Below are 24885 nucleotides of genomic sequence, written 5' to 3'. Positions count from 1 at the left end.
AGTGGGGTCTTGGTGGCCTGGGCCATCGTATGCTGCCAGACGGCCATGTCGGCCTCGAGCTGGGCAAGTGATCACGTCCTCGTCCGCAGATCAGCGATCAACGCGTCGTACTGGGCGAAGGCCAGTTCTCTATCCCGAACCTGCCCGCTCCGCAATCGCGATTCTGTGCAGAAAGATATACAGTTTATGCATGGGTGTTCTGCACGATGCCACTGAGCTGAGTGTCACAGAGGCGGCCCAGCGAGGGGTTGCCCGACTGGTGGCTGATGCGGAGCAGGGGGCCGATCTGGTGGTCACCCGTCGGCATCAGCCAGTGGCGGCTGTTGTGAGCATTCGCCGGCTCAATGAGCTGGAGGAAGCGGCTGCTGATCTGCGTGACCTGGCGCTTGTGCTCGCCCGGTCGGTCACGGATACGGGGGAACGAGTCTCGCTCGATGAGGTGCTGGCCGCTTTCGGACATACTCGAGAGTCGCTGGCCGCCATCGCGGACGACGAGTAAACGTGTCCGACGTGGTCTTCACGGCGCCGGCGGTGGATGACCTCCGACGCATCGGCCCAGACGCGGTGCCCGAGGTTCTCAAGAAGATCCTTCTGCTGCTGGAGAACCCTGAGGCCGGTTACCCGCTCGGCGGGGGACTGACCGGGTTTCGGAAGCTGGTGGTAGGTCGCAACACCTGGCGTGTCGTCTACCGCATCGCCGAGGACAAGTCGGTGGAGATCTGTGAGGTGTGGGCCGTCGGCGAGCGGGCCGATGCGGAGGTGTACGCGGAGGCGGCGGCGAGGGTGCGCGAGGCTGGCGCTGACCGTCCCGAGATTGTCCAGCTCGGCCAGGTGATCGAGCGCCTCGGCACGCTGTCCGCTCACATTAGGGTGGAGAAGGCATCGCCTAGAGAACCGGTTCCAGATTGGCTCGCGGACCGGTTGATCCACACGGTCGGGATGGCCCGTGAGGACGTTGCTGCTCTTGATCTCCAAGAGGCCGTCGACTTGTGGGCTGAGTACCGGTCGAAGCTCCGTTAGGTTGCACATCTATTGCCTGATGCGAAGTGCTACCACCAGCAGTACTTGTTCAAGAACCCGAACGGCTACTGCGGGATCGGCGGGACCGGTGTCAATATAAGTGACCCATCTGAGTGGTCCGATGCTTGTCCGACAGGTCTGACGCAGGCCGAAGATTGACAAGATCATTTCGGGTCAGGCTTACCGCGATCGCTCTCAATGGACGATTGGTTCGTCGTCATGGGTCTGGAGTTCGGAACGGACCAGCCGGTTAGCATGGTTCATTTGCTGCGGAGCGCCGCAAGACGTTTGTCATGGGGCAGAATGATCGTGTGACGGAGGTCATTCCTGCCGAGCGGATGCCGGCCACAGTACGAGCCGCCAGGGTCATCATGACCCTGCAGTTAGGCTTCAGTCTTTTCCTTTCCGCCTTGCTGTTGCCGTCCGCACCGGCTGTCTTCAGCCACCCGGTACTTCTCGTGGCGTTGCTCCAGCTCCTCTTCGTCGTGGTGCTCACGGGGTGGCTGGTATTTCGCTGGTCGTCACGCAGGAAATGGGTCCGCTGGTGCGCCATCGCCTTCGAGGCGGTCGCGGTCGGCAGTAACCTCATTCTGACCATTATCGACGGCGAGCGGGGTTGGAGGCTGATCGACCTGGGCACCATCCTGCCGCTCGCGATCGTCATCACGTTGCTCACACCTGCGGCAGCGCGCTGGTTCAACCGTGCCGATCACGAGGTCATGGGCACGCGTTCCTCCGCTATGAACTAATGCCTGTCCGACAGGTCTGACGACGACCGAAGACCGACAAGATCATCTATAGCTCAAAATCCACTCATCCCAGTCGGCTGGTTGCGAGTTCGTCTCTGAACGCGCGAATGGGTCCCGGCCGACTGGAGGTCCAGCGGCGCGTGTCTCGCATTTATGCGCCGATCTGCGGTCGCGGAGGTTTCGGCGGGCCATACAACTCCAGGTAGACCTCGCGAAGTTCGACTGCTTCGGGCAGGCCATGCTCCTCGACGTCCGCGATGACCTCTTTCGCCCGCCAGTAGTTCGACGGCACGAGCAAGCCACTCATCACCGCCTGGAGAGCGGCGTGGCCAGCCTCACCCTGCTCGTCCGTGGCAAGCAGGGCCAGCGCCAGATCCAGCCGCGCGGAGGCGGCCCGGCGCGGGCGCGGCCCGCCGTCCTCGGTGGACGAGGAGTGGTGATGACCGAGCGGACCGATTGGGCTGATCTCCGTGACCGACGACTGTCCGAGCCCGGGGCGGCCGAGGCATACGATGCGGCTCGTCTCGCCTTCGAACTCGGCCGGGCAGTACGACGATGCGGGAATCTCGTGGGTGGCGCCAGAGTGAGCTGGCTCGTGCGGCTGACATGACGCAGTCAGCAGTGGCCCGTTTCGAAGGAGGAGGCACCGTGCCGACACTGCCGGTATGTACGACATGGGCCGTGCGTGACCGCGCCTCAGCTCCCCCGCGGGTTCACGGCTACCTCAAGGACGACGGCGTGAGCGCCGTCGGCGTCGATGAGGTGTTCTTCCACTGTGGGACCGGTGACAGCCAGGCGGTGGCGGTGCAGCCAGCCGAACAGGTCCTGCCCGGCGCGGACTACCTCTGCTGAGGGTGGAACGACGGCTCGTACGACGGTGCGGGCAGGTAGGAACAACTGCTCGCCGGCGCCGTCGGTGGTCACCGCGGCGGCGAAGCCGCCCGTCGGTTGCCCGCGGAGCCAGGTCAACAGGGCCGCCGGTGGCGCCGGGCAGACGGCGGCCAGTTCGGCGGGATGCTTGAGGCGCATGCGGCGGACGCGTAGTCGACGCGAGTCCACTGCGGTCTGTTGCGGCAGGATCGACATGGGCACGGCGAGGTGGTCCTCGGCGTGAGCTGCGGTCGCGGTCAGCGTGGCGATGTCACGCCTGATGTTCGCCACGATCTCGGTCAGCGCCTGCCGCAGCTGTGTCTCGGGAGCGTCCAGCAGATCGGCGATCTGGCGCAACGGCAGGCCGAGGCGCCGCAGTCCGCGGATGCGTTCGAGCCGGGACAGCTCGGCCACGCCGTACCAGCGGTAGCCGGTGGTACGGTCGACCGCGGCGGGAACCAGCAGCCCGATCTTGTCGTAGTGGCGCAGGGTCCGTTCGGATACGCCGACCATGCGCGCCAGTTGCCCGATCCGCCACATGGCGTCCCCTCTCCTGGCAGGTTGACCTTGTCCCTGCGTCAGGGTTCTACCGTCACGGTCATGACTGATCCGAACCCTCGGCGCCGGCTCACCGGTGCGCTGTTGTTGACCGCGCTGGTAGCCATGATCGCCGGTACGGCCATCGCGGTGCCATCGGGGTTGACCCTGAGCCCGTCCGACCCCCGCGCCGCGCTGGACGCGGTGAGCGAGCAGGCCGGGCTGCACTTGACCGAGCTGGCCTTCGACGTGCTGGGCTGGCTGGCACTGACCGCGGCCGGGCTCGTGATGGCCGCTCGCCCGGCCGAGACGTCAAGACCGTATCTGGTGACGCTGGCCGGTGGCCTGCTGGCCGGCGCCGGGCTGGCCGGCCTGCTTCATGACGCCGGAAACCTGGCACTGACCCAGTTGGCCGCCCGCCCGCCCACCCCGGAGGCCGCCACAGCGGTCCTGGCCGTCCTGCTCACCGCCAAATGGGCAGTCAATCTGGCCGGGTTGCTGTGGGTCGCCGCCACCGCCGCCGGCGCGGTGGGCATCCCGATGCCCGCCGGGCTTCGTGCCACCGGCATGATCGCCGCACTTGTGGGCCTGGCCGCGGTCGTGCTTCCGTGGACGACCGGGACCGACGGCCCTACGGGGGCACAGGAGCAGCTCGGGTATGCGCTCCACATGCCCGTCATGATCTGGTACGGGGTCCTGGGCTGGCGGTATCTGCGCAGGCAGCATGCGGTTGTCGCTGCTCTTGATCACCGGTCCGAGCCTCGATCTCCTGCCTGAAGTGAAGCACCGGAATGAATCAGTTGCCGTGAAAGGTCTCGCTGGCGTGCGCGGAGCATGAGACAGCACTTCGTCAGTGCAGAGGGTCCGGCCCCAAGGTTGAGGTCGGACCCTCTGCGGGGCGATTGGAGGAACTCAAGCGCGCTCCAAGGCCCTCACGAGATCATCGGCGAGGGAGGACGTTGCCAAGGCAACCGTCTCGGGTTCGCCGATTCCCTCTTCTGCGCGTCCGGCCATCCTCGAGCCGAGCGCGTCCGGTCCCACCGCGAACAGTGTGGCCAAGTGTTCGATGGCCTGGGTTGTGACCTCGCTGCTGATGGGCTCACGAGACAGGAGTCTGAAGGTGGCGGCCAGCTCTGCGGTGTCGGCGTCGACCAGGATGCGGTACGTGTCGTGTGCGTCCTTGTCATTCAGCCGGTGGGGAACCGAAACTCGTTCTGCGATCTTGTGGAGCTTGGCCACCAGCAAGGCCGCGGGCCCGGCGACTCTGACTCGATAGGCGCGGGCATCGTCCGGGTCAAGGGCGGTGACGTCCATGACCGTGTTGTCGATGACCGCAGCTTCGAGGCCGCGGGCGCGCCGGGTCGCACGGCGATCATGTGGTGGAATGCGGGCTCCCCGCGTGTTTCTCGTACCTGCTCCTGCAAGGCCCTCGGGCACCATCAGATCGACCGGGAGGCCCTCGGGGTTCAGCCATGCGCCGGGCTGTCCGTCGATGGGGTCACGGTAGAACCCCGCGCGGCTCATGGACCGTTCCAGGAGTGGTTCGTCCTCCAGAATCCTGGGGTCGAGTGCGAGATCGCTGTCCTTCGTCGTCTCGGCGAGCGCGACAGAACTTCCCGCAGTGCGCAGGTAGATGGCCTGTGCCCCGATCACGATCACAGCGTCGCGATGGGCATCCAGCGCAGCCAATGCATCAAGAAGCGCGGATCGAGATCGGACGAGGATGTCGCCACTATCGACGCCAGGAGGATTCATGTCGCGTCATCCATTCGATGAGTTCTTCGGCTTCAGAAGGGCTTCGCCCAGGGCCCGTCATCAAATCGACGGCGACCTGGGACGGTGCTGCGATCGTGAGACCGGAGGCGTCGGTAAGGGCGCGGGTGAAGACGACGTCGGTTTCCGGCTCCGCCAACATCACATTCGCTCCGGCATCGGCAGGGCGAAGACCCCAGAGTTGCGCGGTGTGCCGAGCGTCCGCCGTGTAGATCATCGCGGAGCGGGCGGGAGCGTGGGGGGCCCAGGTGGCCGCGGCCAGGGTCCCGGTCACGACGTACTGCGTGGGATTTTCGGACGCCCGCTGCATGAGGTTCGACAGGCCTCTTGGCGCTATCCAGCGTGTGACACGACTGTTCCGTACGAACCCGTAGTCCTCGCTCCAACGCCTCAGCAGTGCGGCCCAGTCGGAGACCACGACCGCGCCGGAACTGTTCCGCGTTGCCAGTTCCTCGCTTTCGAGGAACTCGATCACCCGATAGGTCGACCCGGTAGAAACGTCGGCGACAGTGACGAGTTCGCGGATCGCCCACGATCTGTCATGGTCCAACAGCGCGCGCACGACCTTCGCCGCAGGAGCGCCCTTCAACGTTCCGCGCGGTCTTCCAGGACCGCGCCACGGATCATGGTCGGCCCCTCGGTCCGCAACGTACAGACCGGGCCGAGGGACGTTCAGGTTTATGTTCCCTGTCGCGTCTATGTAGGACAGGCCGGCATCGGAGAGTCGCTTGCGCACGGGCGGCGACAGGTATCTGGAGACGACAACCCCACGGCTGCCTGGAAGCTCTTCCGCCTGGGCGGCTAGTTGCTGAAGCAGCGTAGCGGTGTCGCGTCTTTCCACCACGCGCTTGGCTTCGACGACCAGCACGACCGAGGTTCCGTCCGGTGCCGTCACCTTCCAGAGGGCGTCGAAGCGGGCATCGGGCGGCCTGTGGCTCAGCGGTTGGATGTCCCACCCGATCGGCAACCGGTCACCCAGCACGCCCATCCCGGCCATCAGAACTTCAGCCTTGTTCTGAGGCTGTGGCTTCGCCTCCATCGGTGCTCTCCAGTCCTTTGATGTTCGGGAAAAACCCTACCTCCGTCGCGGACGGAGGTAGGGGATTTCCCGAACAAACCGCCGCTGTGGTTGTTGGCACGACGCCTCTGCAGCCACCAGCAGTATTTGTTCAAGAGCCCGGACGGCTACTGCGGGATCGGGCGGGGTGTCCGGCCGGCATCGCGCCTGCCGGCGAGTGAGTGAGGCTCTCGGAGAGGGTCGCGTGGCCGGCAGAGTCTCAGGGGCAGTGACTCTCGCTACATGGGGATTCGGATTGCGTAGATAGACTGCGCACAGATAATCTCCTCGCAGGTTAATTTCGAAGTGGGGAGGACGCTGTGTGGGAGTACGAGTACAGCGTGGAGACCGGCGCCGACGCCGGGACGGTGTGGCGGCACTGGTCGGACATGGCCGCATGGCCCGAGTGGAACGACGGGATCGCGAAGATCGAGGTCGACGGGCCCTTCGCGGTCGGCACGACGTTCACGATGGTTCCGCCCGGTGATGAGCCGATCCGGATGCGCCTGGTGGAGATCGTGCCCGGAGAGCTGTTCACTGACGAGATGGACGGCGGCGAGTTCGTCGTACGGACCGTCCATCGGCTGGAGCCGGTAGAGGGCGGGGGCGCCCGGATCGTCTACCGCACCGAGATCACCGGTCCGGCGGCCGGGCAGATCGGTCCCGAAATCGGGCCGGCGATCACCGCGGACTTCCCGGACGTCCTCGCCGCCCTGGTGCGGCGGGCGGAGGCGTAAGCGGGTGGCCTCCAAGCCCGAACAGAGCCCTGGTTTCCTGCTGTGGCACGTCACGCTGCGCTGGCAGCGCGACGTCGTCGCGGCTCTCGCGCCGCTCGACCTCACCCACGTGCAGTTCGTGCTGCTGGCCAGCGCGTGGTGGCTGAACTCCCATGGGGACGACCCCAACCAGCTCGCCCTCGCCCGGCACGCGGGCACCGACGTGAAGATGACCTCTCAGGTGCTCCGCAAGCTGGAGGCGAAGGGGCTGATCGAGCGTCAGGTGGACCCTGTCGACACCCGGGCGAAGCGGCTGCGGGTCACCGAGCGCGGGGCGGAGCTGGCGCAGAGGGCTGTCGCGGTCGTGGAGGCAGTGGACGCGAGGTTCTTCGAGATCGTGCCCGATCGGGCCGTTCTCCTGTCGACCCTGCGGCTGCTCGCCGAAGGTGGCCACCGCTGACCCGCAGGGCCACTGTTGAACGTGATCGCGTACGCCGCTGACACAGGAGCACAAGGGTGTCTGCTGTGGCAGGCGGTTTTCATGCGGAGATCATGCGCCCCGTGATCGATCGTGGTCAGTGACGTCAGTCGCGCTACGGAGGTTACGCATGAAGCACATCCGACACGCAGCCGTCCGCCTCGTGGGCCGGGTTCGCATGGGAGGCATGTACACCTACTGGAACTTCTTCAACTAAGGATCCGAGGGCCGACGAGTGACGCATGCAGCTGGTTCGGAGCGCCCGCCCGGGCCCCGAGGGCACTGGTTGTTCGGCAACACCGAGGAGTACGACCGGGACAGGTACGCTTTCCTGGAACGGTGTCACCGTGAATACGGGGACATCTTCTCGTTCGACGCCCGCACCATCGTGGTGTCCTCACCGGATCAGGTGCATGCGTTGCTCACCAGGACCAACGGCGACTTCCTGGCCGAGAACTCGCCGCTGGCGGGAAGCGTGGACACCGAGCAGATGGCGGCCGACGCCGAGCTGTGGACCACGACCCGCCGCGCGGGCTGGCAGGGTTTGCACAGGAGGGTGGCGCAGGCGCACGCCGAACGGTTGCGTGAGATCTTCCTCGGGACGGTCGGTGACGGGGAGACGGACGTGCTCCCCACGATGGCGGATTTCTTCGGCCGGGCGACCGCCGACTTCTGCCTGAGCGCCGACGCGGCAGGCGTGCCGGAGACGCTGGCCGAGAACGTCGCGGCCATCGATCCCCTGTCGCGCGACTCGCTGCAGCTCCCGCCGTGGTGGCCGTCGCGCAAGGTGCGGCGCTTCGCCCGCTCCCGCAAGCGACTCCTGACGCTCATGGCCGACATCGTGCGCCGTCGTCGTACCGCCGGAGACTCCTCCGCCGAGGATCTCCTCGGCGTGCTCCTCGCCGCGGGCGCCTCGAATGCCGCGGGCGCCTCGAACGCCGCGGGAGACGAGGGAGACGAGGGACCCGCGGGCGGTCGGCAGCTGTCCGACCTGCAGATCGAGCGGTTCCTGCGCGGCATCATGCTCGCCGCCCTGGGCGTCCCGGCCGCCGCGCTCACCTGGATCGTGTACGAGCTCAGCACACGGCCGGATGTCCTGGCCCGGCTGGAGGAGGAGGCCGCTTCGGCCGGCGAGGTCCCGGTCATGGGGGACCTGCCCTACACGGAGGCGTTCGTCAAGGAGGTGCTCAGGCTGTGGCCGCCGACCTGGCTGATCGGCCGGACCGTACGCCGGGAGACCGAGCTCGACGGGTGGCGGCTCAAGACGGGGGACCAGGTGCTGTTCAGCCTGTATCGGCTGCATCGCGATCCGCGCTGGTGGTCCGACCCGGACCGACTGCTGCCGGAGCGGTGGCTGGATCCGCGTGCCGTGCCCGTCAGGCACACCTATCTGCCTTTCGGCGCCGGGCCGCGGGTGTGCGTGGGGACCCAGCTCGGCATGATGCAGCTGACGTTGGCGACGTCCTGGCTGGTCAGCGGCATGAGCATCACGCCGTCGCACGAGGCGGCGATCGTGCCCGACTTCAGCGGTCTGCTGGTGCCGCGGGACTTGAGGGTCCGGCTGGAGCGGCGGGCCGTACGGCAAGGCGCCTGATCTTCTGCTGGACCTTCTCGGCTTCGGCCACGCGGTGCTGCTTGTGATAGAGGTCGAGCGCCCGCTGCCAGGCGTCGCGGGCGGCGGCGGGCTGCCCCATCTCGTGGTGGACGTCGCCGATGCGGGCGAGGGTGTCGGCGCCCTGATAGGCGTTGCCGAGTCTCTCGCGCAGTTCGAGGCATCGGCCGTAGTAGCCGAGTGCCTGGTCGTGCCGGCGCTCCCAGTGGGCGATGTAGCCGAGGCTGTCGAGCGTGGCGGACTCGCCGTTCAGGTCCTCGTGCTTCCGGAACAGCTCCAGAGCCTGCTCGCAGTACGACCGCGCCTTCGGGTACCGGCCGAGCTTGGCGTGGCACCAGCCGGCGGCGCTGAGCGCGTTGGCCTCCCAGAGGGGGTCCCGGAGCTCCCGCTGGAGGCGCAGGGCGTTCTCCACGTGCGGGATCGCGCGCTCGGGTTCGCCCTGCGCGAGCCAGGCGAACCCGAGGGTGTGGCTGGTGTGCGCCTGCCCGGCGAGGTCCTCCTCCTGCTCGAACAGCTTGTACGCGAGCAGCAGATGTTCCAGGCCGTCGGCGGCCCGGGAGTCCTGCGCGTAGGCGTACCCCAGATACCAGTGGGCGAGGGCCCGGGTGCCCGGGTCTCCCAGTCGTTCGGCGGCGGCCAGGGCCGTCTCCCAGGACTGGATGCGCTGCTCGTGCTGGCACCGCTTGTGGTACGTGTCCGTGGCCCAGGCCAGCCGCCAGACGGCCGCGTCCATGCCCAGCCGCACGGCGAGCCGTTGTACGGCGATGAGGCTGGGCTGCTCGTCCTCGAACCAGGCCCAGGCCGACGCGGCGTCCTCGAACTCGTCCTCCACGGGCTCGGCGGAGATCCGCTCGGCCAGCGGACGGTTGGGGTTCAGCAGCCGTTCGCCGGCGCGGGCGGTGTGCACGTAGGAGCCGACCAGGCGGGTCAGCGCTTCTACCCGCTCGTGCTCGGGCCGATCGGACCGCGCGCGTTCGGCGGCGTAGAGCCGGACCAGGTCATGCGTGCGGTAGCGCCCCGGACGGTGCTGGTGGACCAGGTTGGCGGCTTCGAGGTGCTCCAGCGCCACCCTGGTGCGGGAGGCGGGCAGGCCGGCGAGCGCGGCGGCCGAGCGCAGGCTGACGTCCGGCCACGGCGCCAGTCCCAGGAGCGCGAACAGCCGGGCGGTGGCGGGGTGGAGCGCCTCGTACGAGGAGGTGAACGCGGCCCGGAGGTCGGTGTTCAGGTCGCCGGTCCGCAGGGCGTCGAGGCGGGTGGCGGGGCTGCTCAGCTCCCCGGCGAGGACGGACAGGGGGAAGCCCGGGTGCATGGCGGCGCGCGCGGTGAGCACGCTGATGGCCAGGGGGAGGCCGCCGCTGTGCTCCACGAGGACGGCCGCGCTGTCGGGATCCGCGTCGATCCTCGCCGCACCCAGGTGGTGGCCGAGCAGGCGGCGCGTCTCATCGGGCGTGAGCGGGTCCAGCCCGATCAGGCTCACACCGTGGGTGGCGATCAGGCCCGGGAGGAGGTTCCGGCTGGTGATCACGACGACGCAGCTGGGGCTGCCGGGGAGCAGCGGTTCGACCTGTGCCGTGTCGCGGGCGTTGTCGAGGACGACGAGCAGGCGGCGGCCCGCGACCAGCGAGCGGTAGAGCCCGGTCTGGGCCTGCTCCCCGGTGGGGACGGCCGCCGCCGGGACGCCGAGGGAGCCGAGGAAGTGGCGCAGCGCCACCTGAGCCGGCAGGGGGTCGCTGGTCGGGTCGAACCCGTGCAGGTTGACATGGAGCTGGCCGTCGGGGAAGAGGCCGAGGTTGTCGTGCGCCCAGTGCAGGGCCAGCGAGGTCTTCCCCATTCCGCCGGTGCCGCTGATGGCGGCGATGGCCACGCCCTTGCCGGTCCGGTCGCGGGCGAGGCGGTCCAGTTCGGCGCGCTCGCGCTCGCGGCCGACGAAGTGCGGGGGCGGAGCAGGTAACTGGCGGGGCACCGGCGGGGCCACCCCCGATGCGGCCTCGGAGGTCTCCTGCGCGGTGTCCGGGGGTTCGAGCATGGGGTCCGAGGTGAGGATCCGCTGGTGGAGCCGTTGCAGCTCACGTTCGGGCTCCAGCCCCAGCTCCTCGGTGATCCGCTGCCGTAGCCTGCGGTAGATCGCCAGCGCGTCGGCCCGCCTGCCGCTCCGGTGCAGGGCGAGCATGAGCTGCCCGTGCGCCGCCTCGCGCAGGGGATGATCCGTGACGGCGGCGGTGAACGCGGTGATGGCTTCGGCGTGCCGGCCCATCGCGAGCAGGGCCGAGCCCCGCCCCTCCACCGCTTCCAGCCGCAACTCTTCGAGCCTGGCCACCTCCGCCTGGACGAAGGAGCCGTCGATCCCCACCAGCGGCGCCCCGTGCCAAAGGCCCAGCGCCTCGTCGTAGCGGGTCACCGCGGTCTCCAGGTCGCCGCCGGCCGCGGCCTGGCGGGCCCGCGCCACGCAGTCGAGGAACGTGGCCAGGTCGAGCTGGTCGGGCGCCAGCCGCACGACGTACCCGGGCCGCTGCGTGCGGATCAGATTGTCCCCCGCGGCGACGCACGTCTTCCTGAGGTCGGAGATCAGCATCCTGACCCGGGAAGAAGGCGAACTGGGCAGCGGCGCGCCCCACAATGCCTCCGCCAGCCGCTGGACCGACACCACGCGGTTGGCGCTCAGCAGCAGGATCGTCAGCAACGCCCCCTGTTTGCCGGTCAGGACGAGGTTCCCGCTTTCGGTCTGGAGCTCCACCGGCCCGAGAACGCGGAATCCGGCCCGCGTACGACCTTCAGAACGCACCGGCGACCTCCAGCTGAGCTGCCGAACCGGACGGAGGGGCATTTGTCAGGATAGTCGAGACTTGATCATCCTTCCTTGGCGATCAGGTGGGCTCGCCGGGTCGTCCGCGCCACTTGGCGATTCTTGACTGCTGTTGTGGAATGTAGGCGGGAATGCTTGTCAACTGGCGGAGTTGAGGGTCGGCCGTACCGCGCGCGTTCACGGCCCCATGAAGAGAGGGGCGGTGCGGATGGCAGGTGGCTCCCCGGCCGTGGAGCTGGCAGGAGTGTCCGTGGCGTACCGGGCCAACGACGGCACGGAATACACCGCGGTACGGGACATCGACCTGGCTGTCCCAGCCGGCCGGTTCGTGTCCGTGGTGGGGCCGACGGGGTGTGGCAAGTCGACGATTCTCAACGTGGCCGCCGGACTCTTGAGGGTGAGCGGGGGAGAGGTCCGGATCGCCGGTCAACGGCTGAGCGGTCTCAACGCGCACGCGGGCTACATGTTCCAGCAGGACGCGCTGCTTCCGTGGAAGACGGTGCTGGACAACGTCGCGTTCGGGCTGCAGTTGCGCGGGGTCGCCCCGGCCGAGCGCGCGCGAAGGGCCGCGGAGTGGCTGCGGCGGGTCGGGTTGTCCGGCTTCGAACGCGCCTATCCGCACCAGCTGTCAGGAGGCATGCGCAAGCGCGCCGCCGTCGCTCAGACGTGGATCGCCGACCCCGACATCCTGCTGATGGACGAGCCGTTCGGCGCTCTCGACGTGCAGACCCGCCAGATCATGGAGAGCGAGCTGCTCGCGCTGTGGACGGGGTCGGGGAAGACCGTCGTCTTCGTGACTCACGACCTCGACGAGGCGGTGTCGCTGTCGGACGAGGTCGTGCTCCTCTCGGCCGGTCCGGGGAGCCGCATCATCGGCCGCTACCCCATCGATCTGCCGCGTCCCCGCGACCTCATGAACATCCGTACGCGGCCGGAATTCACCGAGGCGTACGCCCACGTCTGGGCCGACCTCCGGGAAGAGGTGATGAAGGGCTATGAACGCACCGTCCGCGGCTGAATCCGCGGTCGACGAGGGCGGCCGGGAGATCGCCGCGCGGGTCGCGCCCGGGTTCCGGAAGCGGGTGCGCCGGCGTGCCCTCGTCGTGCGCGGGGCCCAGACCCTCCTGGGCGTGGTGGTCGTGGCCCTGTGGGAGCTGCTGGTCCGGCTGCGGGTGATCGACCCGTTCTACTTCAGCCGGCCGTCGGACATCGCGCTCCGGGTCCGTGACTGGTTCGCGGACGGCGAGATCCTTGAGCATCTGCGGGTCACGCTCGTCGAGGCGTCGTTGGCGCTGCTGATCGGCGCCGCCCTCGGGCTCGGCGGCGGATTCCTGCTCGCCCGGGTCACGCTGCTCGCCGACATCCTCGATCCTTACATCAAGATGCTGAACGCGCTCCCGCGCGTCGTGCTGGCACCGATCTTCCTGCTCTGGTTCGGCCTGGGCATCTGGTCGAAGGTCGCCTTCGGCGTCACGCTCGTCTTCTTCATCGTCTTCTTCAACACCTACCAGGGCGTACGGGACGTGAGCTCCGTCCTCGTCGACAACGCGCGAATGCTCGGCGCGAAGGAGCGGCAGCTGATCCGGCACGTCTTCCTGCCGAGCGCGCTGACGTGGATCTTCTCCAGCCTGCACGTGAGTGTCGGGTTCGCCATCGTCGGCGCCGTCGTCGGCGAGTATCTCGGCTCCTCGCGCGGCATGGGATACCTGATCTCGCAGGCGGAGGGCGTCTTCGACACCACCGGCGTGTTCGCGGGCATGGTCGTGCTCTCCGCCGTGGTGCTCCTGCTGGACCTGGCCGTGCACCGCATCGAGCGCCACCTGCTCCGCTGGAAGCCCGACGTCGCAGTCTGATCCTTTGGAGGAACCATGCACTCCTGGCCGTGGTCACGCAGGCTGCTCATCGGGGCGGTCGCGAGCGTCCTGGCTCTCGCTCAGAGCGCCTGCGGCGGCGGTGAAGGAAGCGCAGGCAGGGTGACCATCGGCATCGGCGGCCAGTCCCTGCTCGTCTACCTGCCCACGACTCTGGCCCGGCAACTGGGCTACTACCAGGCCGAGGGGCTCGACGTGCGGATCGAGGACCTGCAGGGCGGCTCGAAGGCTCTGCAGGCCCTGCAAGGGGGCAGCGTCGACGTGGTCAGCGGGTTCTACGACCACACCATCCAGATGCAGGCCAAGCGGCGGGAGCTCACGGCCTTCGTCAACATGCTGCGCTATCCGTCCCTGGTGCTCGCGGTCTCGCCGAGGACCACCAGGGACATCCGGTCGATCGGCGACCTGAAGGGCGCGACCGTGGGCGTGACCGCTCCGGGGTCGTCGACGGACTTCTTCCTGAAGTATTTGCTGGTCAAGCACGGCCTCAAGGCCGATGACGCCGCCGTGCAAGGGGTCGGCGGCGAGGCCACCGCGGTCGCCGCGATGGAGAACGGCAAGGTCGACGCCGCCGTCATGATCGACCCGGCCTTCTCGTTCCTGCAGAAGCGCGCCGGCGCCGACAAGGTGCGCGTGCTGAGTGACACGCGCACCGTGCGGGGTGTGGAGCAGGAGTTCGGGGTGTCCACCTACCCCGCCGCCGTCCTGTACTCGACCTCGGACTGGGTCGGGAAGAACAAGGAGACGGCCGCCAGGCTCGCCCGGGCGATCACGCGCACGCTGGCGTGGGTTCAGCGGCATTCGCCGCAGGAGATCGCCGCGAAGATGCCCGCGGAGTACGCGGCGGGTGACGCGGAGGTCTACGTGCACGCGATCGAGCGGGCCAAGGCCGCGTTCTCCCCTGACGGGACCATCCACATGGATGGTGCCGAGGCCGTCCACGGGGTGCTCAAGCGGTTCAACCCGGAGGTCGCCGGTGCGAAGATCGACCTGAGCAGGACCTTCACCAACGAGTTCCTCGCGGCCAGGTGACGGTCGGCGGCGCCTCGCCGGACGAGATCGCCGAGGTGCTCCGCCCGTGCTTCCGATCCCTGGCCGGCAGCTGATCACCCGCGCGATCCCCGATCGAATCCACTTCTGCGCGCAGCGCCCGCGGCCTGCGGGGAAAGGTGCCGATGCGTATTGAGGTGCCTTCTCCATTGGCGCGGCGAGGTCTCCGCCCGACCTGCGGAGTTTACTTCGCTGTCATCCGGATCTTTCATTATGAAATGAGTACGGCGCCGGCCGGTGTCGGCCGCTGAATCACCGTCCAACCTTGGACCCGCAGGTGGACAGGGGGATTCGGGCGGCAGAAAAGCGGAGGTATGCATGGACGTGCGGCTCGACCATCTCGTCTGCTGGGTCTCCGACCAGCTCCATTCCCTGCATTTCTACGAGCAGGTTATCGGCCTGCCCGGGGTGCGGGCCGAGGCGTTTCGCGAGGGAAAGGCGGCCTTTCCGAGCGTGCGGATCTCGACCGAGACCATCCTCGACCTGATGACGTACGACGCCTCCATGGGCGTGGACGAAAGCACCGGGGTCAAAGGGAGCGCCGGGCATCCGATCAACCACTTCTGCCTGGCCGTCGGAAAGGAGGATTTCGACGAGCTGCAGGTCCGGCTGAAGCAGCACGGGGTCGAGATCACGGGCTCCGGCGTCAACTCCTTCGGCGCGCAGGGCATCGCCCCCGAGACGATGTACTTCCCCGACCCTGACGGCAACGTGCTGGAGGTCCGCTACTACGAGTGACGGCGCAGCTTGGCCCGGGCGGCGCGGCGTACGAGAGGGCCCATGTCCTCCAGGGCCGTCACCAGGCCCGCCAGGCTCTCCAGGGCGTCGAACGCCTGGTTCGCGCCGTCCGGGTCCACGCCTTCGTAGAGCTCCAGGCCCACGAACGCCGCCGCCGTGGCCTTGGCCAGCCCCGTCACGTCCACGAACTCCGCCAGCGACGACTTCGCCAGCACCCTCCCCAGCGCCTGCTCGACCTCCTCGATCCACAGGTTGAGGCCCGTGGTGGTGGCCGGCGCGAGTTCGGGGTCGGTCTGGCCGCCCGCGAGGACCTGGGCCAGGGCGGCGACGGAGCCTTCCGCACGTTCCTCCGCGTGCAGCGCGCGGCCGAGGTCGAGGAGCTCGCGGAGGGTGGTGACGGCGGCGAAGCGGGCGCGGTAGAGGGCGATGCGCTGCCGGGAGCCGTGCTCGCAGGCGGCCGCGAGGAGCCCGCCGACGCTGCCGAAGTGGTAGAAGACGAGGGCCTGGTTGACGCCCGCCGCCGCGGCGATCGTACGGGCCGAGACGCCGGCGATGCCGTGCTCCTTGAGCGTCTCCAGCGCGGCTTCGAGCAGTTTGGTACGTGTGTCGGCCACCGGCATCCCTCCTCCGCCTCACGTTAGCGGGACACCGCGGTTGGAAGTGTCGGTCGGGTTTGGTACACAGACGGGCATGGGTGTGACCGTCGATGAGTTCCTCAAGATGCTGGACGAGCTGCCCGGGGTCCGCATGAGTCACGGCGGCGAGTGGATCGGCCTCAAGGTTCGTGACAAGGGCTTCGGCTACCTGTGGGAGGCGACCGAGACCGTCGGGCTGAAGGCCACGATCGAGGAGCAGATCGCGCTGGTGGCCGAGCGGCCCGAGGTGTTCGAGGTGCAGTTCACGGCCGGGCGGTTCGGCTGGGTGGTGGTGCACCTCGACAGGATCGACCCCGACGAGCTGTTCGAGCTGGTGGCCGAGGCCTGGTGCCTGACCGCGCCGAAGGCGATGGTGGCCGAGTTCGAGGCCGCCCATGAAATCGGGCAGGGCGCCTTATAGGTGCATTACGGGTAATCTCGGGCATTGTGGGCGCTGTGCACGTTCGACTGCGGGAGTGGCGCGCGGACGACGCTCCGGTCGTGCTGAGGGCCTTCCGGGCACCGGACCTCCGGACGCAGGCGCCCTGGCCCGTCGTCACGCTCAAGGACGCCTCCGGGTGGATCGCCGCCTGGCAGGGGGTGGGCCACGCGTTCGCCGTCACGGTCGAGGGCCCCGCGGGTGAGCAGGTGGTCGGAAACGTCGCGGTGTCCCGCCTCGACGAGCACGACAACGGCTGGGTGTCCTACTGGGTCGTGCCCGAGGCCAGAGGGCGGGGCATCGCCGCGGCGGCCACCGCGGAGCTGGCCCGGTGGGCCTTCGGCGAGCTGGGCCTCCACCGGCTGGAGCTGGGGCACCGCACGAACAATCCGGCGTCGTGCCGGGTCGCCACCAAGGCCGGGTTCCGGCTGGAGGGCATCGAGCGGGGCGGGCTCCGCCACGAGGGCGTCCGATACGACGTCGAGCGCCACGCCCGCCTGGCCACCGACCCGCCGGTCGCCGACCTCCCCGGCCCGGTGGCCGTCACGTGGACCGTCACGCACGGCTGACCCCGATGAGCGGTAGGTGGCCACCTGATGGCCCACTGATCTACCCTTTCTTGGTGGACAGCGAGAGTCTGGCCGCGGCCGGTCTGCTTGAGGCCCTGAGCCGGGCGTCAGGGATGCTCGCGGAATTACGTCACCCCTTCGCCAGAAGCGAGCCTTTCTCCTATTTCCTCCCGCCCGCGGGTGCCCGCGTCGGCGTCAACCTCACGCTGCCCGACGGTCGCGAGGTCCGTTTCGAGGTCTCCATCGCCGCCTTCGGCGGCGCCTTCCACATCGAAGGGTCGATCACCGCGGAGGACGAGACGCTGTTCGAGCTCCCGCGCAAGAGCGTGCCGAGCGTCCACGACGCCTTGGCCGTGCTGGACGACTACGCGGGGGAGGTGGTGGCCCCGGCGGGACGGCTGATCGACCAGCAACTGGACGAAATTGTTTAGTTGTCAGACAATGGCGGGCATGAGGAATGGACCGCTCGCCGTCGTCGCTGCCTCCGTGCTCTGGGGCACGGCCGGGACGGCAGGACTGCTCGTCTCCGCCGACTCCGTCGCGCTGGCCGCCGCGCGGCTGGTCATCGGGGGTGCGGCGCTCGCGCTCGTGGCCGGGGCCGGCATCAGGAAGGCGATCAGGCCGAGCCTGCTGCTGGCCGCCGTCGCGGTGGCCGCGTACCAGCTCTGTTTCTTCGCCGCCGTGGGCCGCACGGGGGTCGCCATCGGGACCGTGGTGGCGATCGGGAGCGGGCCCGTCTTCACGGGGCTGCTGTCCTGGGTCCTCCACGGCCGGCGGCCGAGCGGGCGCTGGGTCATGGCGACCTCGGCGGCCGTCTGCGGGTGCGCCGCGCTCATCGTGGGCGGCGGCATCGAGGCAGGCGGGCAGACGGTCTCGGGGGTGCTGTTCGCGCTGCTCGGCGGCCTGCTCTACGCCTTCTACGCGGTCATGGCCGCGCGGGCGATCGGCCGCGGGGCCGAGTCGAACGCGGTGATGGGGGTGATGTTCGGGGGCGCGGCGCTGATCATGCTGCCCGTCCTGCTGGTGCAGGGGGTCGCCTGGCCGGGCGAGCCGCGCGGGCTGCTCGCCGTCGTCTACCTGGGCCTGGGCACCACGGCCCTGTCCTACTTCCTGTACGGGCGGGGCCTGCGGACCACGCCGGTGGCCACGGCCGCCACGCTGGCCCTGGCGGAGCCGGCCGTCGCGGCGCTGCTCGGCCTGGTGGTGCTCGGCGAGCGGCTGGCCCCGATCTCGATCGCGGGCCTGGCCCTCCTCGCGCTGAGCCTGGTGGCCGTGGCCGTCCCGGAGAAGGCGACCGCCCGAGACCGGGAGGTCGTGCCGGAAAGGGAGCTAGAGTCGCAGCCGTGACGTTGCCGCTCAGACCCGTCTCCACCGTCGGCGCGCTCGCCGACGCCCTGCGCGGCAGGGTGCTCTCCGGCGAGATCCCGCCCGGCACCCCGCTGCCCGAGCAGGAGATCGCCGCCTCGTACGGCGTCGCCCGCCCGACCGTGCGGGAGGCGCTGGCGAGCCTCGTCCACGAGGGGCTGCTGAGGCGCGAGCGCAACCGCAGTGCCTATGTCCCTGAGGTGACGCTTTCGGACCTCGACGACCTGATGTACGTGCGCAGGCCGCTCGAAGACCTGATGGCGCAGGCCGTGGCCGGTCGGCGGGTGCCGGGGGCGGAGGCCGCCCTGCACCGGATGGCGGCCCTGCCCGCCGGCGCGCCCTGGTCGGAGAGCGTGGCCGAGCACATGGCGATGCACCAGGCGCTGATCGAGGCCGTGGGGAGCCCCCGGCTCGAACGGCTCTACGGCGTCCTGGCGGCGGAGACGCGGCTCGGGCTGGTGCGGCTCCGGGAGGTCTACACGGACCGGGACGTCCTGGTACGCGAGCATCGCGAGCTGCTCGACGCCATCGCCGACGGCCCGCAGGACGCGGCCAGGGCGGCCGTGGCGGCGCATCTCAGCCACTCCTGGGGCGGCCACTGAGCGGGTCAGCCGCACCATTGTGCGCGAACCCTTGCGGGACAGCCCCTGAACTCGCAAGAATCGCGCCCATGCACGGCAATCCGATGCCGGACTCCTACGTGTATGTCACGGAAGAGGGCGTCACTCGTCACTACGCGGACGGTAGCGTCGAGGCTCTCGCCTGGGAGGACGTGGTGGAGGTCCGTGTCGTCACCGAAGCCGGGGAAGACGTCCTCTACATCCTGCTCGATCGAGACGGCGAGGGCTGTGTCGTGCCGCGTTCGGCCACGGACGCCACTTTCCTGGCGCGGCTGCGCTATCTGCCGGACTTCGACCTCGATCGGCTGGCCCTGGCCGCCGACTCCGCGCATGACGGGGTTGTGGTCGTCTGGCGCAGTCCTGACCCGCCGTCCGCATTGCCGGACCTGGAGTACGACTAGCCGCTTCATTTGGCAGCAACCTGCCGAAATGCCACCGTAAACCGCACATTTTCCCCGCGCGTTCGCTGCACTTATGGATCGTTCCGTCAAGCCCTCGGACTGCTGAGCCCTCGTCCGATTGTGGACATTGGACGTTATTCCCCCTGCTGGAATCGATCTTTAATCTTTAGTGGGGGCCGCCGCCCTTGATTGTGCGTGGGACATGTCAACCCATGTGGTTCAAGGAACGTCCTGTTATCGCAGTGCACCGAGTGAGTCAGGGTGGTGCTATGAGGGTGGGGACTGGGGAGTCCGCTGTCGTGCTCCTCGGGGCCGTGCCACGCCGCGCGTCGAGCATCTGGACGCGCGCGTACCTACGGCTCCTGTTAGGCGGGGACACGACATGCGCGCTGCTGGCATGCGCATGCGTGCTGAGCATCCGGCTCATCGCCGGGGTGTTCATTCCGTGGGTCGAGTTCATGCTCGGACTCGGCCTGATCGTCGCCTGGCCCGTCGCGCTCATGATGGGCGGCGCGTACCGCCAGCGCGCCAACGGCGAGGGAACGGACGAGTTCAAGGCCGTCTTCAACGGCGGTATCGGCCTGATGGCGACGGTCGCCATCCTGGCCTACGCGACGCAGACCGCGGTCGCCCGTAGTTTCGTGATGGCGATGCTGCCGCTGGCGTTGCTGTCCACGCTGTACTTCCGCTACCGGATGCGCAAACGTCTCCACCGAAGGAGAGCGGTGGGCGACTACATGCGCCAGGTGATCGCGGTCGGGCACCGGGAGTCGATCCTCGACCTGGTGATGCAGTTCAGGCGGCAGCCGCACCACGGAATGCGGGTGGTGGGAGCCTGCCTTCCGGACAGCGCGATGGACGTCGACCTGGACGGCATCCCCGTGCTCGGCTCCTTCGGCGACGTCGCCGCGGTGGTCGAGCGCGAGCAGGCCGACGCCGTGGCCGTGCTGGCCTGCCCGGAACTGGACGGGGCCGCGCTGCGCCGGCTGGCCTGGAGCCTGGAGACCGCGCGTACCGACCTCTTCGTGGCCCCCGCGCTCATGGACGTGGCCGGGCCGCGCATCAGCATCAGGCCGGTCGCGGGGATGCCGCTCCTGCACCTGGAGCATCCCGAGTTCGACGGCACCAAGCAGGTCGCGAAGACCGTGTTCGACCGCCTGGTCGCGGCGGCCGCCCTGCTGCTCCTGGCGCTGCCGCTGCTGGTGATCGCGCTGATGATCCGCCTGACCAGCGCGGGGCCCGCGCTGTTCCACCAGACCAGGGTCGGCAAAGGCGGCAAAGAGTTCCGTGTAGTGAAATTTCGTACGATGGTGGTTGATGCGGAGCGGCTCAAGAGCGCACTCCTTGACGCCAACGAGTTCGACGGCGTGCTCTTCAAGATTAGGAACGATCCAAGAATCACTCGGGTAGGCGCTTTCCTGCGGAAATACTCGCTCGACGAGCTCCCCCAGCTGCTGAACGTGCTCCGGGGCGAGATGTCCCTGGTCGGCCCCCGCCCGCCGCTGCCGGAGGAGGTGGGCAAGTACGGCGCCGACGTCCGCCGCCGCCTGGTCGTCAAGCCGGGCATGACCGGGCTCTGGCAGGTCAGCGGCCGCTCCAACCTGACGTGGGAGGAGTCCGTACGCCTCGACCTGCGGTACGTCGAGAACTGGTCGCTCATCCTCGACCTGCAGATCCTCTGGAAGACCTGGTCCGTCGTCACCCGTGGAGAAGGGGCTTACTAGCGGTGAAAGCACTCGTGCTCGCCGGCGGGTCGGGCACACGGCTCCGGCCCATCACGCACACCTCGGCCAAGCAACTGGTGCCGGTCGCGAACAAACCGGTCCTCTTCTACGGGCTGGAGGCAATCGCGGCGGCGGGGATCAGGGAGCTCGGCCTGGTGGTCGGCGACACCCACGCGGAGATCGAGTCGGCCGTGGGGGACGGCTCGGCCTTCGGGCTGCAGGTCACGTACCTGAGGCAGGAAGCGCCGCTCGGGCTCGCGCACGGCGTGCTGATCGCCAGGGAGTTCCTGGGCGACGAGGACTTCGTCATGTACCTGGGCGACAACTTCGTCGTGGGCGGCATCAACGACCTGGTGGACAGGTTCGCCCGCGAGCGGCCCGCCGCCCAGATCATGCTCACCAGGGTCGGCGACCCGCGCCAGTTCGGGGTCGCCGAGCTCGACGCCACGGGCCGGGTGATCGGCCTGGAGGAGAAACCCGCGCGCCCCAAGAGCGACCTGGCGCTGGTCGGCGTCTACCTGTTCAGCCCGGCCGTCCACGACGCGGTGGCCGAGCTCAAGCCGTCGTGGCGGGGCGAACTGGAGATCACCGACGCGATCCAGTGGCTGATCGAGGCGGGCCTGCGGGTCGAGTCCTCGGTGATCTCCGGCTACTGGAAGGACACCGGCAACGTCACCGACATGCTGGAGGTCAACCGGCTGGTCCTGGAGTCGGTCGAGCCCCTGGTGCGCGGGAACGTGGACGGCGCCAGCGAGCTGGTGGGCCGGGTGGTCGTCGAGGACGGGGCCGTGGTCGAGCGGTCCAGGATCGTCGGCCCGGTGATCGTCGGCAGGGGCGCGCGGATCCGCGACAGCTATGTCGGCCCCTTCACCTCCATCGGCGCGGACTGCGCCGTCACCGGCAGCGAGATCGAGTATTCGATCGTGTTACCCAGAGCTTCCATCGCCGGGGTCGGCCGCATCGAGTCGTCGCTGATCGGCCACGACGTCGAGGTCACCCCGGCGCCCAACACGCCCAAAGCCCATCGTCTCGTGCTGGGCGATCACAGCAAGGTACAGATCAGTTCATGACCCGGATTCTGGTGACGGGCGGTGCGGGCTTCATCGGCTCCCACTACGTCCGCAATTTGCACGATGTGTACGTCACGGTGCTGGACAAGCTCACGTATGCCGGCAACCGGGCCAACCTCGAAGGAGTGCGGCACGAGTTCGTGGAAGGGGACATCTGCGACGCCAAGCTGCTCAAGAGCGTCGTCCCCGGCCACGACCTCGTGGTGAACTTCGCGGCCGAGTCGCACGTGGACCGGTCGATCGAGGGCGCGGCCGAGTTCATGCGCACCAACGCGCTGGGCACCCAGACCCTCCTGCAGGCGTGCCTGGAGGCCGGGGTGCCGAAGGTGGTCCAGGTGTCGACCGACGAGGTGTACGGGTCGATCGACATCGGCTCGTGGGACGAGGACGCGCCGCTGCGGCCACGCTCGCCGTACGCGGCGTCGAAGGCCGGCGGCGACCTGATCGCCCGCGCGTACGCGATCACCTACGGCCTGAACGTCTCGATCACCAGGTGCGGCAACAACTACGGCCCGAGGCAGTACCCGGAGAAGCTCATCCCGCTGTTCCTCATGAACCTGATGCGCGGCCGGAAGGTCCCCCTGTACGGCGACGGCGGCAACATCCGCGACTGGATCCACGTCGAGGACCACTGCGCAGGCATCCGGCTGGTCGCCGAGAAGGGCGGGCCGGGCGAGGTCTACAACATCGCGGGCACCGCCGAGCTGACCAACAAGGAGCTGACCGGCCGCCTGCTCCAGGCCTGCGGCCGGGACTGGGACGCGGTCGAGTATGTCGAGGACCGCAAGGGCCACGACCGCAGGTACTCGATGGACGACTCGAAGCTGCGGGCGCTCGGCTACCGGCCGGAGATCCCGTTCGACCAGGGGCTGAAGGACACCGTCCGCTGGTACGCCGAGCACCGTGACCGGTGGACCTCGTGACCGATCGGTTGTGCCGGGAGGCGCCATGAGATGGCTCATCACGGGGGCCGGCGGCATGCTCGCCGCCGACGTCCTCGACCGGGCGGCGCTGACCGGGGAGCCGGTGCTCGCGCTCGGCCGGCGCGAGCTCGACCTGTGCGACAGGCGCGCGGTGCGTGACTTCGTGTCGGCCTACAAGCCGCGGGTCGTGATCAACTGCGCCGGCTGGACCGCGGTGGACGCCGCCGAGTCGCACGAGGCGGAGGCGCTGGCGGTCAACGGGCACGCCGTGCGCTGGCTGGCCGAGGCGTGCGACCTGGCGGGGGCGCGGCTGGTGCACGTCTCCACCGACTACGTCTTCGACGGGGACAGCGTGGTGCCGTACCGGGAGGACTCGCCGGCGGGGCCGATCAACGCGTACGGGCGGACCAAGCTCGAAGGCGAGCACGCGGCGCTGGAGCACGGGCACTACGTGGTGCGCAGCGCCTGGCTGTACGGCGCGGGCGGCGGGAACTTCGCGCGGACCATGATCCGGCTGGCGGGGGAGCGGCCCACGGTCGACGTGGTGGACGACCAGCACGGCCAGCCGACCTGGGCGGTCGACCTGGCGGACTACCTCGTACGGCTGGCGCGGTCGGATCTGTCGCCGGGCGTCTACCACGGCACCAGCGGGGGCGAGACCACCTGGTGCGGGTTCGCCAAGGAGATCTTCCGGCTGCTCGGCGCGGACCCGGACCGCGTGCGCCCCGTGACCAGCGCCGCCTTCCCCAGCCCGGCCAAGCGGCCGGCCTACAGCGTGCTCGCGCACACCCGGGGGGAGCCGATCCGGCACTGGCACGCCGCGCTGCACGCGGCCTGGCCGGTGCTGACGCGTGGACGCCGGTGCAGCGTCGTCTAGGGGACTCGGTGCTGTGGCTCATGGTGGCGGGCCTCGCCGGGTGGGTGGGCCTGCGCCTGTGCGGGTGGGAGCCGAAGTTCGTCTGGTCGCAGCTGGTGTCGTTCACTCCCTACGCGGCCGCCCTCGCGCTGGTGCCGCTGGGCTTCGCGGTCTTCCTGCGCTCCGGGGCGCTGCTGGTGGCCGCGCTCGTCGTGACCGGCGCCTTCGCGGTCGTCGTGCTGCCGCGCGCGATCCCGGAGGGCAACCCGCCCGCCGGCGGTCCGGTGCTGCGGGTGCTGGCCGTCAACCTCCTGCACTCCTCCGTGCTGCCGCCCGACCTGGTCGACGCGGTCGAGCGCGATCGGCCGGACGTGCTGCACCTGCTGGAGTTCACCGACCTGATGCGGAAACGGGTGGAGGAGCTCGGGCTGGGCAGGCTGCTGCCGTACAAGATCGTTCTGCCGGGGGAGAACTCGCAGGGCGCGGCGATCTACTCGCGCTACCCGCTGCGGCCGGCGGACGCGCCGATCGCGGCTCCGGCCTTCGAGGAGAGCCCGCGCCACCTTCCCGCCGTCGTCACCCTGCCGGGCGGGCGGGAGGTGGACCTCGTCGCGGTCCACGCGTGCGCGCCCTCAGAGGGCTGGCGTACGGCGTGCTGGGCGTCGAGCATCCGGGCGCTGCCACCCGCGGGAGGGCGGCCGCGGGTGCTGGCCGGTGACTTCAACTCCACCCTGGACCATGTGGTGCTGCGCGATCTGATCGCCACCGGCTACCGGGACGCCGCCGACGTCACCGGCAAGGGGCTCTCCATGACCTGGCCCTATTACGAGCAGCCGCGGTTCTTCCCGAAGGTGGCGATCGACCACGTGCTGGCCGACCGCCGGATCGCGATCAGGAGCTTCCAGACCGTGCGGATGCCCCGGACGGACCACCGCGCGACGCTCACCGAGCTGGTCCTCCCGTGATGTCACGTTTCCGGAGCCGGAACCGATATGTCATGGACACCCAG

28 protein-coding genes and 2 pseudogenes are annotated in these 24885 nt (G+C 69.1%); 24 read left to right on the top strand and 6 right to left on the bottom strand.

All coding sequences use genetic code 11. The features are described from left to right. Nucleotides 1-190 precede the first annotated feature (190 nt). From ACIBQ1_RS44790 to ACIBQ1_RS44775, 4 genes and pseudogenes are all read left to right on the top strand, one after another. Nucleotides 191-499 carry a type II toxin-antitoxin system prevent-host-death family antitoxin gene (locus tag ACIBQ1_RS44790; RefSeq protein WP_397287061.1) on the top strand — a complete coding sequence of 103 codons (309 nt, stop codon included), beginning with the start codon at nucleotides 191-193 and terminating at the stop codon, nucleotides 497-499. Nucleotides 500-501: 2 nt separating this feature from the next. After that, on the top strand, nucleotides 502-1020 hold the full coding sequence (locus tag ACIBQ1_RS44785; RefSeq protein WP_397287059.1) for a type II toxin-antitoxin system RelE/ParE family toxin: 519 nt from the start codon (nucleotides 502-504) through the stop codon (nucleotides 1018-1020). A gap of 21 nt (nucleotides 1021-1041) precedes the next feature. Then, nucleotides 1042-1179: pseudogene (locus ACIBQ1_RS44780) on the top strand (peptide-methionine (S)-S-oxide reductase); the annotation flags it as partial. Nucleotides 1180-1331: 152 nt separating this feature from the next. Further along, nucleotides 1332-1769 (top strand): hypothetical protein, encoded by a 438-nt coding sequence (locus ACIBQ1_RS44775; protein WP_397287057.1) that lies wholly within the window; start codon nucleotides 1332-1334, stop codon nucleotides 1767-1769. 151 nt (nucleotides 1770-1920) lie between these two features. Here the strand turns inward: ACIBQ1_RS44775 and ACIBQ1_RS44770 are convergent, their stop codons facing one another. Next, nucleotides 1921-2445 carry a hypothetical protein gene (locus tag ACIBQ1_RS44770; protein WP_397287267.1) on the bottom strand — a complete coding sequence of 175 codons (525 nt, stop codon included), beginning with the start codon at nucleotides 2443-2445 and terminating at the stop codon, nucleotides 1921-1923. Between ACIBQ1_RS44770 and ACIBQ1_RS44765 the strand changes: the two genes are divergently transcribed. Next, nucleotides 2376-2621 carry a hypothetical protein gene (locus ACIBQ1_RS44765; protein ID WP_397287257.1) on the top strand — a complete coding sequence of 82 codons (246 nt, stop codon included), beginning with the start codon at nucleotides 2376-2378 and terminating at the stop codon, nucleotides 2619-2621. The two genes, ACIBQ1_RS44770 and ACIBQ1_RS44765, sit on opposite strands and share 70 nt — an antisense overlap. Before the next feature lie 273 nt (nucleotides 2622-2894). Here ACIBQ1_RS44765 and ACIBQ1_RS44760 read toward each other — a convergent pair. Then, nucleotides 2895-3179, bottom strand: a pseudogene (locus ACIBQ1_RS44760) (MerR family transcriptional regulator); the annotation flags it as partial. 60 nt (nucleotides 3180-3239) lie between these two features. On the opposite strand from ACIBQ1_RS44760, the gene ACIBQ1_RS44755 reads away from it, so the two are divergent. Beyond that, complete coding sequence (locus ACIBQ1_RS44755; RefSeq protein WP_397287055.1) at nucleotides 3240-3953, top strand: hypothetical protein; 714 nt, start codon at nucleotides 3240-3242, stop codon at nucleotides 3951-3953. A gap of 135 nt (nucleotides 3954-4088) precedes the next feature. On the opposite strand, the gene ACIBQ1_RS44750 is transcribed toward ACIBQ1_RS44755, so the two are convergent. Further along, on the bottom strand, nucleotides 4089-4931 hold the full coding sequence (locus ACIBQ1_RS44750) for a hypothetical protein (protein ID WP_397287053.1): 843 nt from the start codon (nucleotides 4929-4931) through the stop codon (nucleotides 4089-4091). Continuing rightward, on the bottom strand, nucleotides 4909-5988 hold the full coding sequence (locus ACIBQ1_RS44745; protein ID WP_397287051.1) for a hypothetical protein: 1080 nt from the start codon (nucleotides 5986-5988) through the stop codon (nucleotides 4909-4911). The genes ACIBQ1_RS44750 and ACIBQ1_RS44745 overlap by 23 nt, the downstream gene beginning before the upstream one ends. Nucleotides 5989-6326: 338 nt before the next feature. Here ACIBQ1_RS44745 and ACIBQ1_RS44740 point away from each other — a divergent pair, with 338 nt between their 5' ends. The 3 genes from ACIBQ1_RS44740 (at nucleotide 6327) to ACIBQ1_RS44730 (ending at nucleotide 8794) form a co-directional block, all read left to right on the top strand. After that, entirely contained in the window at nucleotides 6327-6743 is a 417-nt protein-coding gene (locus tag ACIBQ1_RS44740) for an SRPBCC family protein (RefSeq protein WP_397287049.1), read from the top strand. 4 nt (nucleotides 6744-6747) lie between these two features. Beyond that, nucleotides 6748-7182: a MarR family winged helix-turn-helix transcriptional regulator gene (locus ACIBQ1_RS44735; RefSeq protein WP_397287047.1), complete on the top strand. Its 435-nt coding sequence runs from the start codon at nucleotides 6748-6750 to the stop codon at nucleotides 7180-7182. A gap of 304 nt (nucleotides 7183-7486) precedes the next feature. Then, nucleotides 7487-8794 (top strand): cytochrome P450, encoded by a 1308-nt coding sequence (locus tag ACIBQ1_RS44730; protein ID WP_397287045.1) that lies wholly within the window; start codon nucleotides 7487-7489, stop codon nucleotides 8792-8794. On the opposite strand, the gene ACIBQ1_RS44725 is transcribed toward ACIBQ1_RS44730, so the two are convergent. Next, nucleotides 8724-11594 carry a BTAD domain-containing putative transcriptional regulator gene (locus ACIBQ1_RS44725; protein ID WP_397287043.1) on the bottom strand — a complete coding sequence of 957 codons (2871 nt, stop codon included), beginning with the start codon at nucleotides 11592-11594 and terminating at the stop codon, nucleotides 8724-8726. The two genes, ACIBQ1_RS44730 and ACIBQ1_RS44725, sit on opposite strands and share 71 nt — an antisense overlap. Nucleotides 11595-11823: 229 nt before the next feature. Here ACIBQ1_RS44725 and ACIBQ1_RS44720 point away from each other — a divergent pair, with 229 nt between their 5' ends. From ACIBQ1_RS44720 to ACIBQ1_RS44705, 4 genes are all read left to right on the top strand, one after another. Continuing rightward, the gene (locus tag ACIBQ1_RS44720) at nucleotides 11824-12633 is read left to right on the top strand and encodes an ABC transporter ATP-binding protein (protein WP_397287255.1); all 810 of its coding nucleotides are present in this window, start codon (nucleotides 11824-11826) and stop codon (nucleotides 12631-12633) included. Next, nucleotides 12611-13468, top strand: coding sequence for an ABC transporter permease (locus ACIBQ1_RS44715; RefSeq protein ID WP_397287041.1), 858 nt, complete (start codon nucleotides 12611-12613; stop codon nucleotides 13466-13468). Before ACIBQ1_RS44720 ends, ACIBQ1_RS44715 begins: the two co-directional genes overlap by 23 nt. 15 nt (nucleotides 13469-13483) lie before the next feature. Further along, nucleotides 13484-14518, top strand: coding sequence for an ABC transporter substrate-binding protein (locus ACIBQ1_RS44710; protein ID WP_397287039.1), 1035 nt, complete (start codon nucleotides 13484-13486; stop codon nucleotides 14516-14518). Nucleotides 14519-14854: 336 nt separating this feature from the next. Continuing rightward, nucleotides 14855-15274, top strand: coding sequence for a VOC family protein (locus ACIBQ1_RS44705; protein ID WP_397287037.1), 420 nt, complete (start codon nucleotides 14855-14857; stop codon nucleotides 15272-15274). On the opposite strand, the gene ACIBQ1_RS44700 is transcribed toward ACIBQ1_RS44705, so the two are convergent. Next, nucleotides 15265-15894, bottom strand: a complete 630-nt coding sequence (locus tag ACIBQ1_RS44700) for a TetR/AcrR family transcriptional regulator (RefSeq protein WP_397287035.1) — start codon at nucleotides 15892-15894, stop codon at nucleotides 15265-15267. The two genes, ACIBQ1_RS44705 and ACIBQ1_RS44700, sit on opposite strands and share 10 nt — an antisense overlap. 100 nt (nucleotides 15895-15994) lie before the next feature. Between ACIBQ1_RS44700 and ACIBQ1_RS44695 the strand changes: the two genes are divergently transcribed. The 11 genes from ACIBQ1_RS44695 to ACIBQ1_RS44645 all read left to right on the top strand — a co-directional run bounded on the left by ACIBQ1_RS44695 (nucleotide 15995) and on the right by ACIBQ1_RS44645 (nucleotide 24841). Next, nucleotides 15995-16330, top strand: coding sequence for an MmcQ/YjbR family DNA-binding protein (locus ACIBQ1_RS44695; protein WP_397287253.1), 336 nt, complete (start codon nucleotides 15995-15997; stop codon nucleotides 16328-16330). 35 nt (nucleotides 16331-16365) lie between these two features. Continuing rightward, the gene (locus tag ACIBQ1_RS44690; protein ID WP_397287033.1) at nucleotides 16366-16917 is read left to right on the top strand and encodes a GNAT family N-acetyltransferase; all 552 of its coding nucleotides are present in this window, start codon (nucleotides 16366-16368) and stop codon (nucleotides 16915-16917) included. Nucleotides 16918-16970: 53 nt separating this feature from the next. Further along, on the top strand, nucleotides 16971-17348 hold the full coding sequence (locus ACIBQ1_RS44685; protein WP_397287031.1) for a hypothetical protein: 378 nt from the start codon (nucleotides 16971-16973) through the stop codon (nucleotides 17346-17348). Between the two features lie 19 nt (nucleotides 17349-17367). After that, complete coding sequence (locus ACIBQ1_RS44680; protein ID WP_397287029.1) at nucleotides 17368-18264, top strand: DMT family transporter; 897 nt, start codon at nucleotides 17368-17370, stop codon at nucleotides 18262-18264. Further along, nucleotides 18261-18884 (top strand): GntR family transcriptional regulator, encoded by a 624-nt coding sequence (locus ACIBQ1_RS44675; protein ID WP_397287027.1) that lies wholly within the window; start codon nucleotides 18261-18263, stop codon nucleotides 18882-18884. Before ACIBQ1_RS44680 ends, ACIBQ1_RS44675 begins: the two co-directional genes overlap by 4 nt. Nucleotides 18885-18952: 68 nt before the next feature. Then, entirely contained in the window at nucleotides 18953-19303 is a 351-nt protein-coding gene (locus ACIBQ1_RS44670; protein ID WP_355382402.1) for a hypothetical protein, read from the top strand. Nucleotides 19304-19572: 269 nt separating this feature from the next. Next, a complete protein-coding gene (locus tag ACIBQ1_RS44665) occupies nucleotides 19573-21027 on the top strand; it encodes a sugar transferase (protein ID WP_397287025.1) in 1455 nt (484 codons plus the stop codon). A 2-nt stretch (nucleotides 21028-21029) separates the two neighbouring features. Then, entirely contained in the window at nucleotides 21030-22097 is a 1068-nt protein-coding gene (locus tag ACIBQ1_RS44660) for a glucose-1-phosphate thymidylyltransferase (protein WP_397287023.1), read from the top strand. Further along, nucleotides 22094-23020: a dTDP-glucose 4,6-dehydratase gene (rfbB, locus tag ACIBQ1_RS44655; protein ID WP_397287021.1), complete on the top strand. Its 927-nt coding sequence runs from the start codon at nucleotides 22094-22096 to the stop codon at nucleotides 23018-23020. Before ACIBQ1_RS44660 ends, rfbB begins: the two co-directional genes overlap by 4 nt. A gap of 25 nt (nucleotides 23021-23045) precedes the next feature. Then, nucleotides 23046-23897 carry a dTDP-4-dehydrorhamnose reductase gene (gene rfbD, locus ACIBQ1_RS44650; RefSeq protein ID WP_397287019.1) on the top strand — a complete coding sequence of 284 codons (852 nt, stop codon included), beginning with the start codon at nucleotides 23046-23048 and terminating at the stop codon, nucleotides 23895-23897. 8 nt (nucleotides 23898-23905) lie between these two features. After that, complete coding sequence (locus tag ACIBQ1_RS44645; RefSeq protein WP_397287017.1) at nucleotides 23906-24841, top strand: endonuclease/exonuclease/phosphatase family protein; 936 nt, start codon at nucleotides 23906-23908, stop codon at nucleotides 24839-24841. Nucleotides 24842-24885: the final 44 nt, after the last annotated feature.

This window comes from Nonomuraea sp. NPDC050153 (assembly GCF_044460125.1).
Lineage (GTDB): Bacteria > Actinomycetota > Actinomycetes > Streptosporangiales > Streptosporangiaceae > Nonomuraea.
The sequence above is the reverse complement of the archived record's forward strand: the minus strand, read 5'-3'. Positions and strand labels throughout refer to the sequence as shown.

Bases quoted from the DNA above. Each gene is read 5' to 3' on its own strand.
- ACIBQ1_RS44695 (WP_397287253.1), top strand. From the start codon at position 15,995: ATGCTGGACGAGCTGCCCGGGGTCCGCATGAGTCACGGCGGCGAGTGG.
- ACIBQ1_RS44745 (WP_397287051.1), bottom strand. From the start codon at position 5,988: ATGGAGGCGAAGCCACAGCCTCAGAACAAGGCTGAAGTTCTGATGGCC.
- ACIBQ1_RS44765 (WP_397287257.1), top strand. From the start codon at position 2,376: ATGACGCAGTCAGCAGTGGCCCGTTTCGAAGGAGGAGGCACCGTGCCG.
- ACIBQ1_RS44790 (WP_397287061.1), top strand. From the start codon at position 191: ATGGGTGTTCTGCACGATGCCACTGAGCTGAGTGTCACAGAGGCGGCC.
- ACIBQ1_RS44700 (WP_397287035.1), bottom strand. From the start codon at position 15,894: ATGCCGGTGGCCGACACACGTACCAAACTGCTCGAAGCCGCGCTGGAG.
- rfbB (WP_397287021.1), top strand. From the start codon at position 22,094: ATGACCCGGATTCTGGTGACGGGCGGTGCGGGCTTCATCGGCTCCCAC.
- ACIBQ1_RS44770 (WP_397287267.1), bottom strand. From the start codon at position 2,445: ATGTCGTACATACCGGCAGTGTCGGCACGGTGCCTCCTCCTTCGAAAC.
- ACIBQ1_RS44680 (WP_397287029.1), top strand. From the start codon at position 17,368: ATGAGGAATGGACCGCTCGCCGTCGTCGCTGCCTCCGTGCTCTGGGGC.
- ACIBQ1_RS44750 (WP_397287053.1), bottom strand. From the start codon at position 4,931: ATGAATCCTCCTGGCGTCGATAGTGGCGACATCCTCGTCCGATCTCGA.
- rfbD (WP_397287019.1), top strand. From the start codon at position 23,046: ATGAGATGGCTCATCACGGGGGCCGGCGGCATGCTCGCCGCCGACGTC.
- ACIBQ1_RS44665 (WP_397287025.1), top strand. From the start codon at position 19,573: ATGAGGGTGGGGACTGGGGAGTCCGCTGTCGTGCTCCTCGGGGCCGTG.
- ACIBQ1_RS44715 (WP_397287041.1), top strand. From the start codon at position 12,611: ATGAACGCACCGTCCGCGGCTGAATCCGCGGTCGACGAGGGCGGCCGG.
- ACIBQ1_RS44755 (WP_397287055.1), top strand. From the start codon at position 3,240: ATGACTGATCCGAACCCTCGGCGCCGGCTCACCGGTGCGCTGTTGTTG.
- ACIBQ1_RS44720 (WP_397287255.1), top strand. From the start codon at position 11,824: ATGGCAGGTGGCTCCCCGGCCGTGGAGCTGGCAGGAGTGTCCGTGGCG.
- ACIBQ1_RS44670 (WP_355382402.1), top strand. From the start codon at position 18,953: ATGCACGGCAATCCGATGCCGGACTCCTACGTGTATGTCACGGAAGAG.
- ACIBQ1_RS44710 (WP_397287039.1), top strand. From the start codon at position 13,484: ATGCACTCCTGGCCGTGGTCACGCAGGCTGCTCATCGGGGCGGTCGCG.
- ACIBQ1_RS44705 (WP_397287037.1), top strand. From the start codon at position 14,855: ATGGACGTGCGGCTCGACCATCTCGTCTGCTGGGTCTCCGACCAGCTC.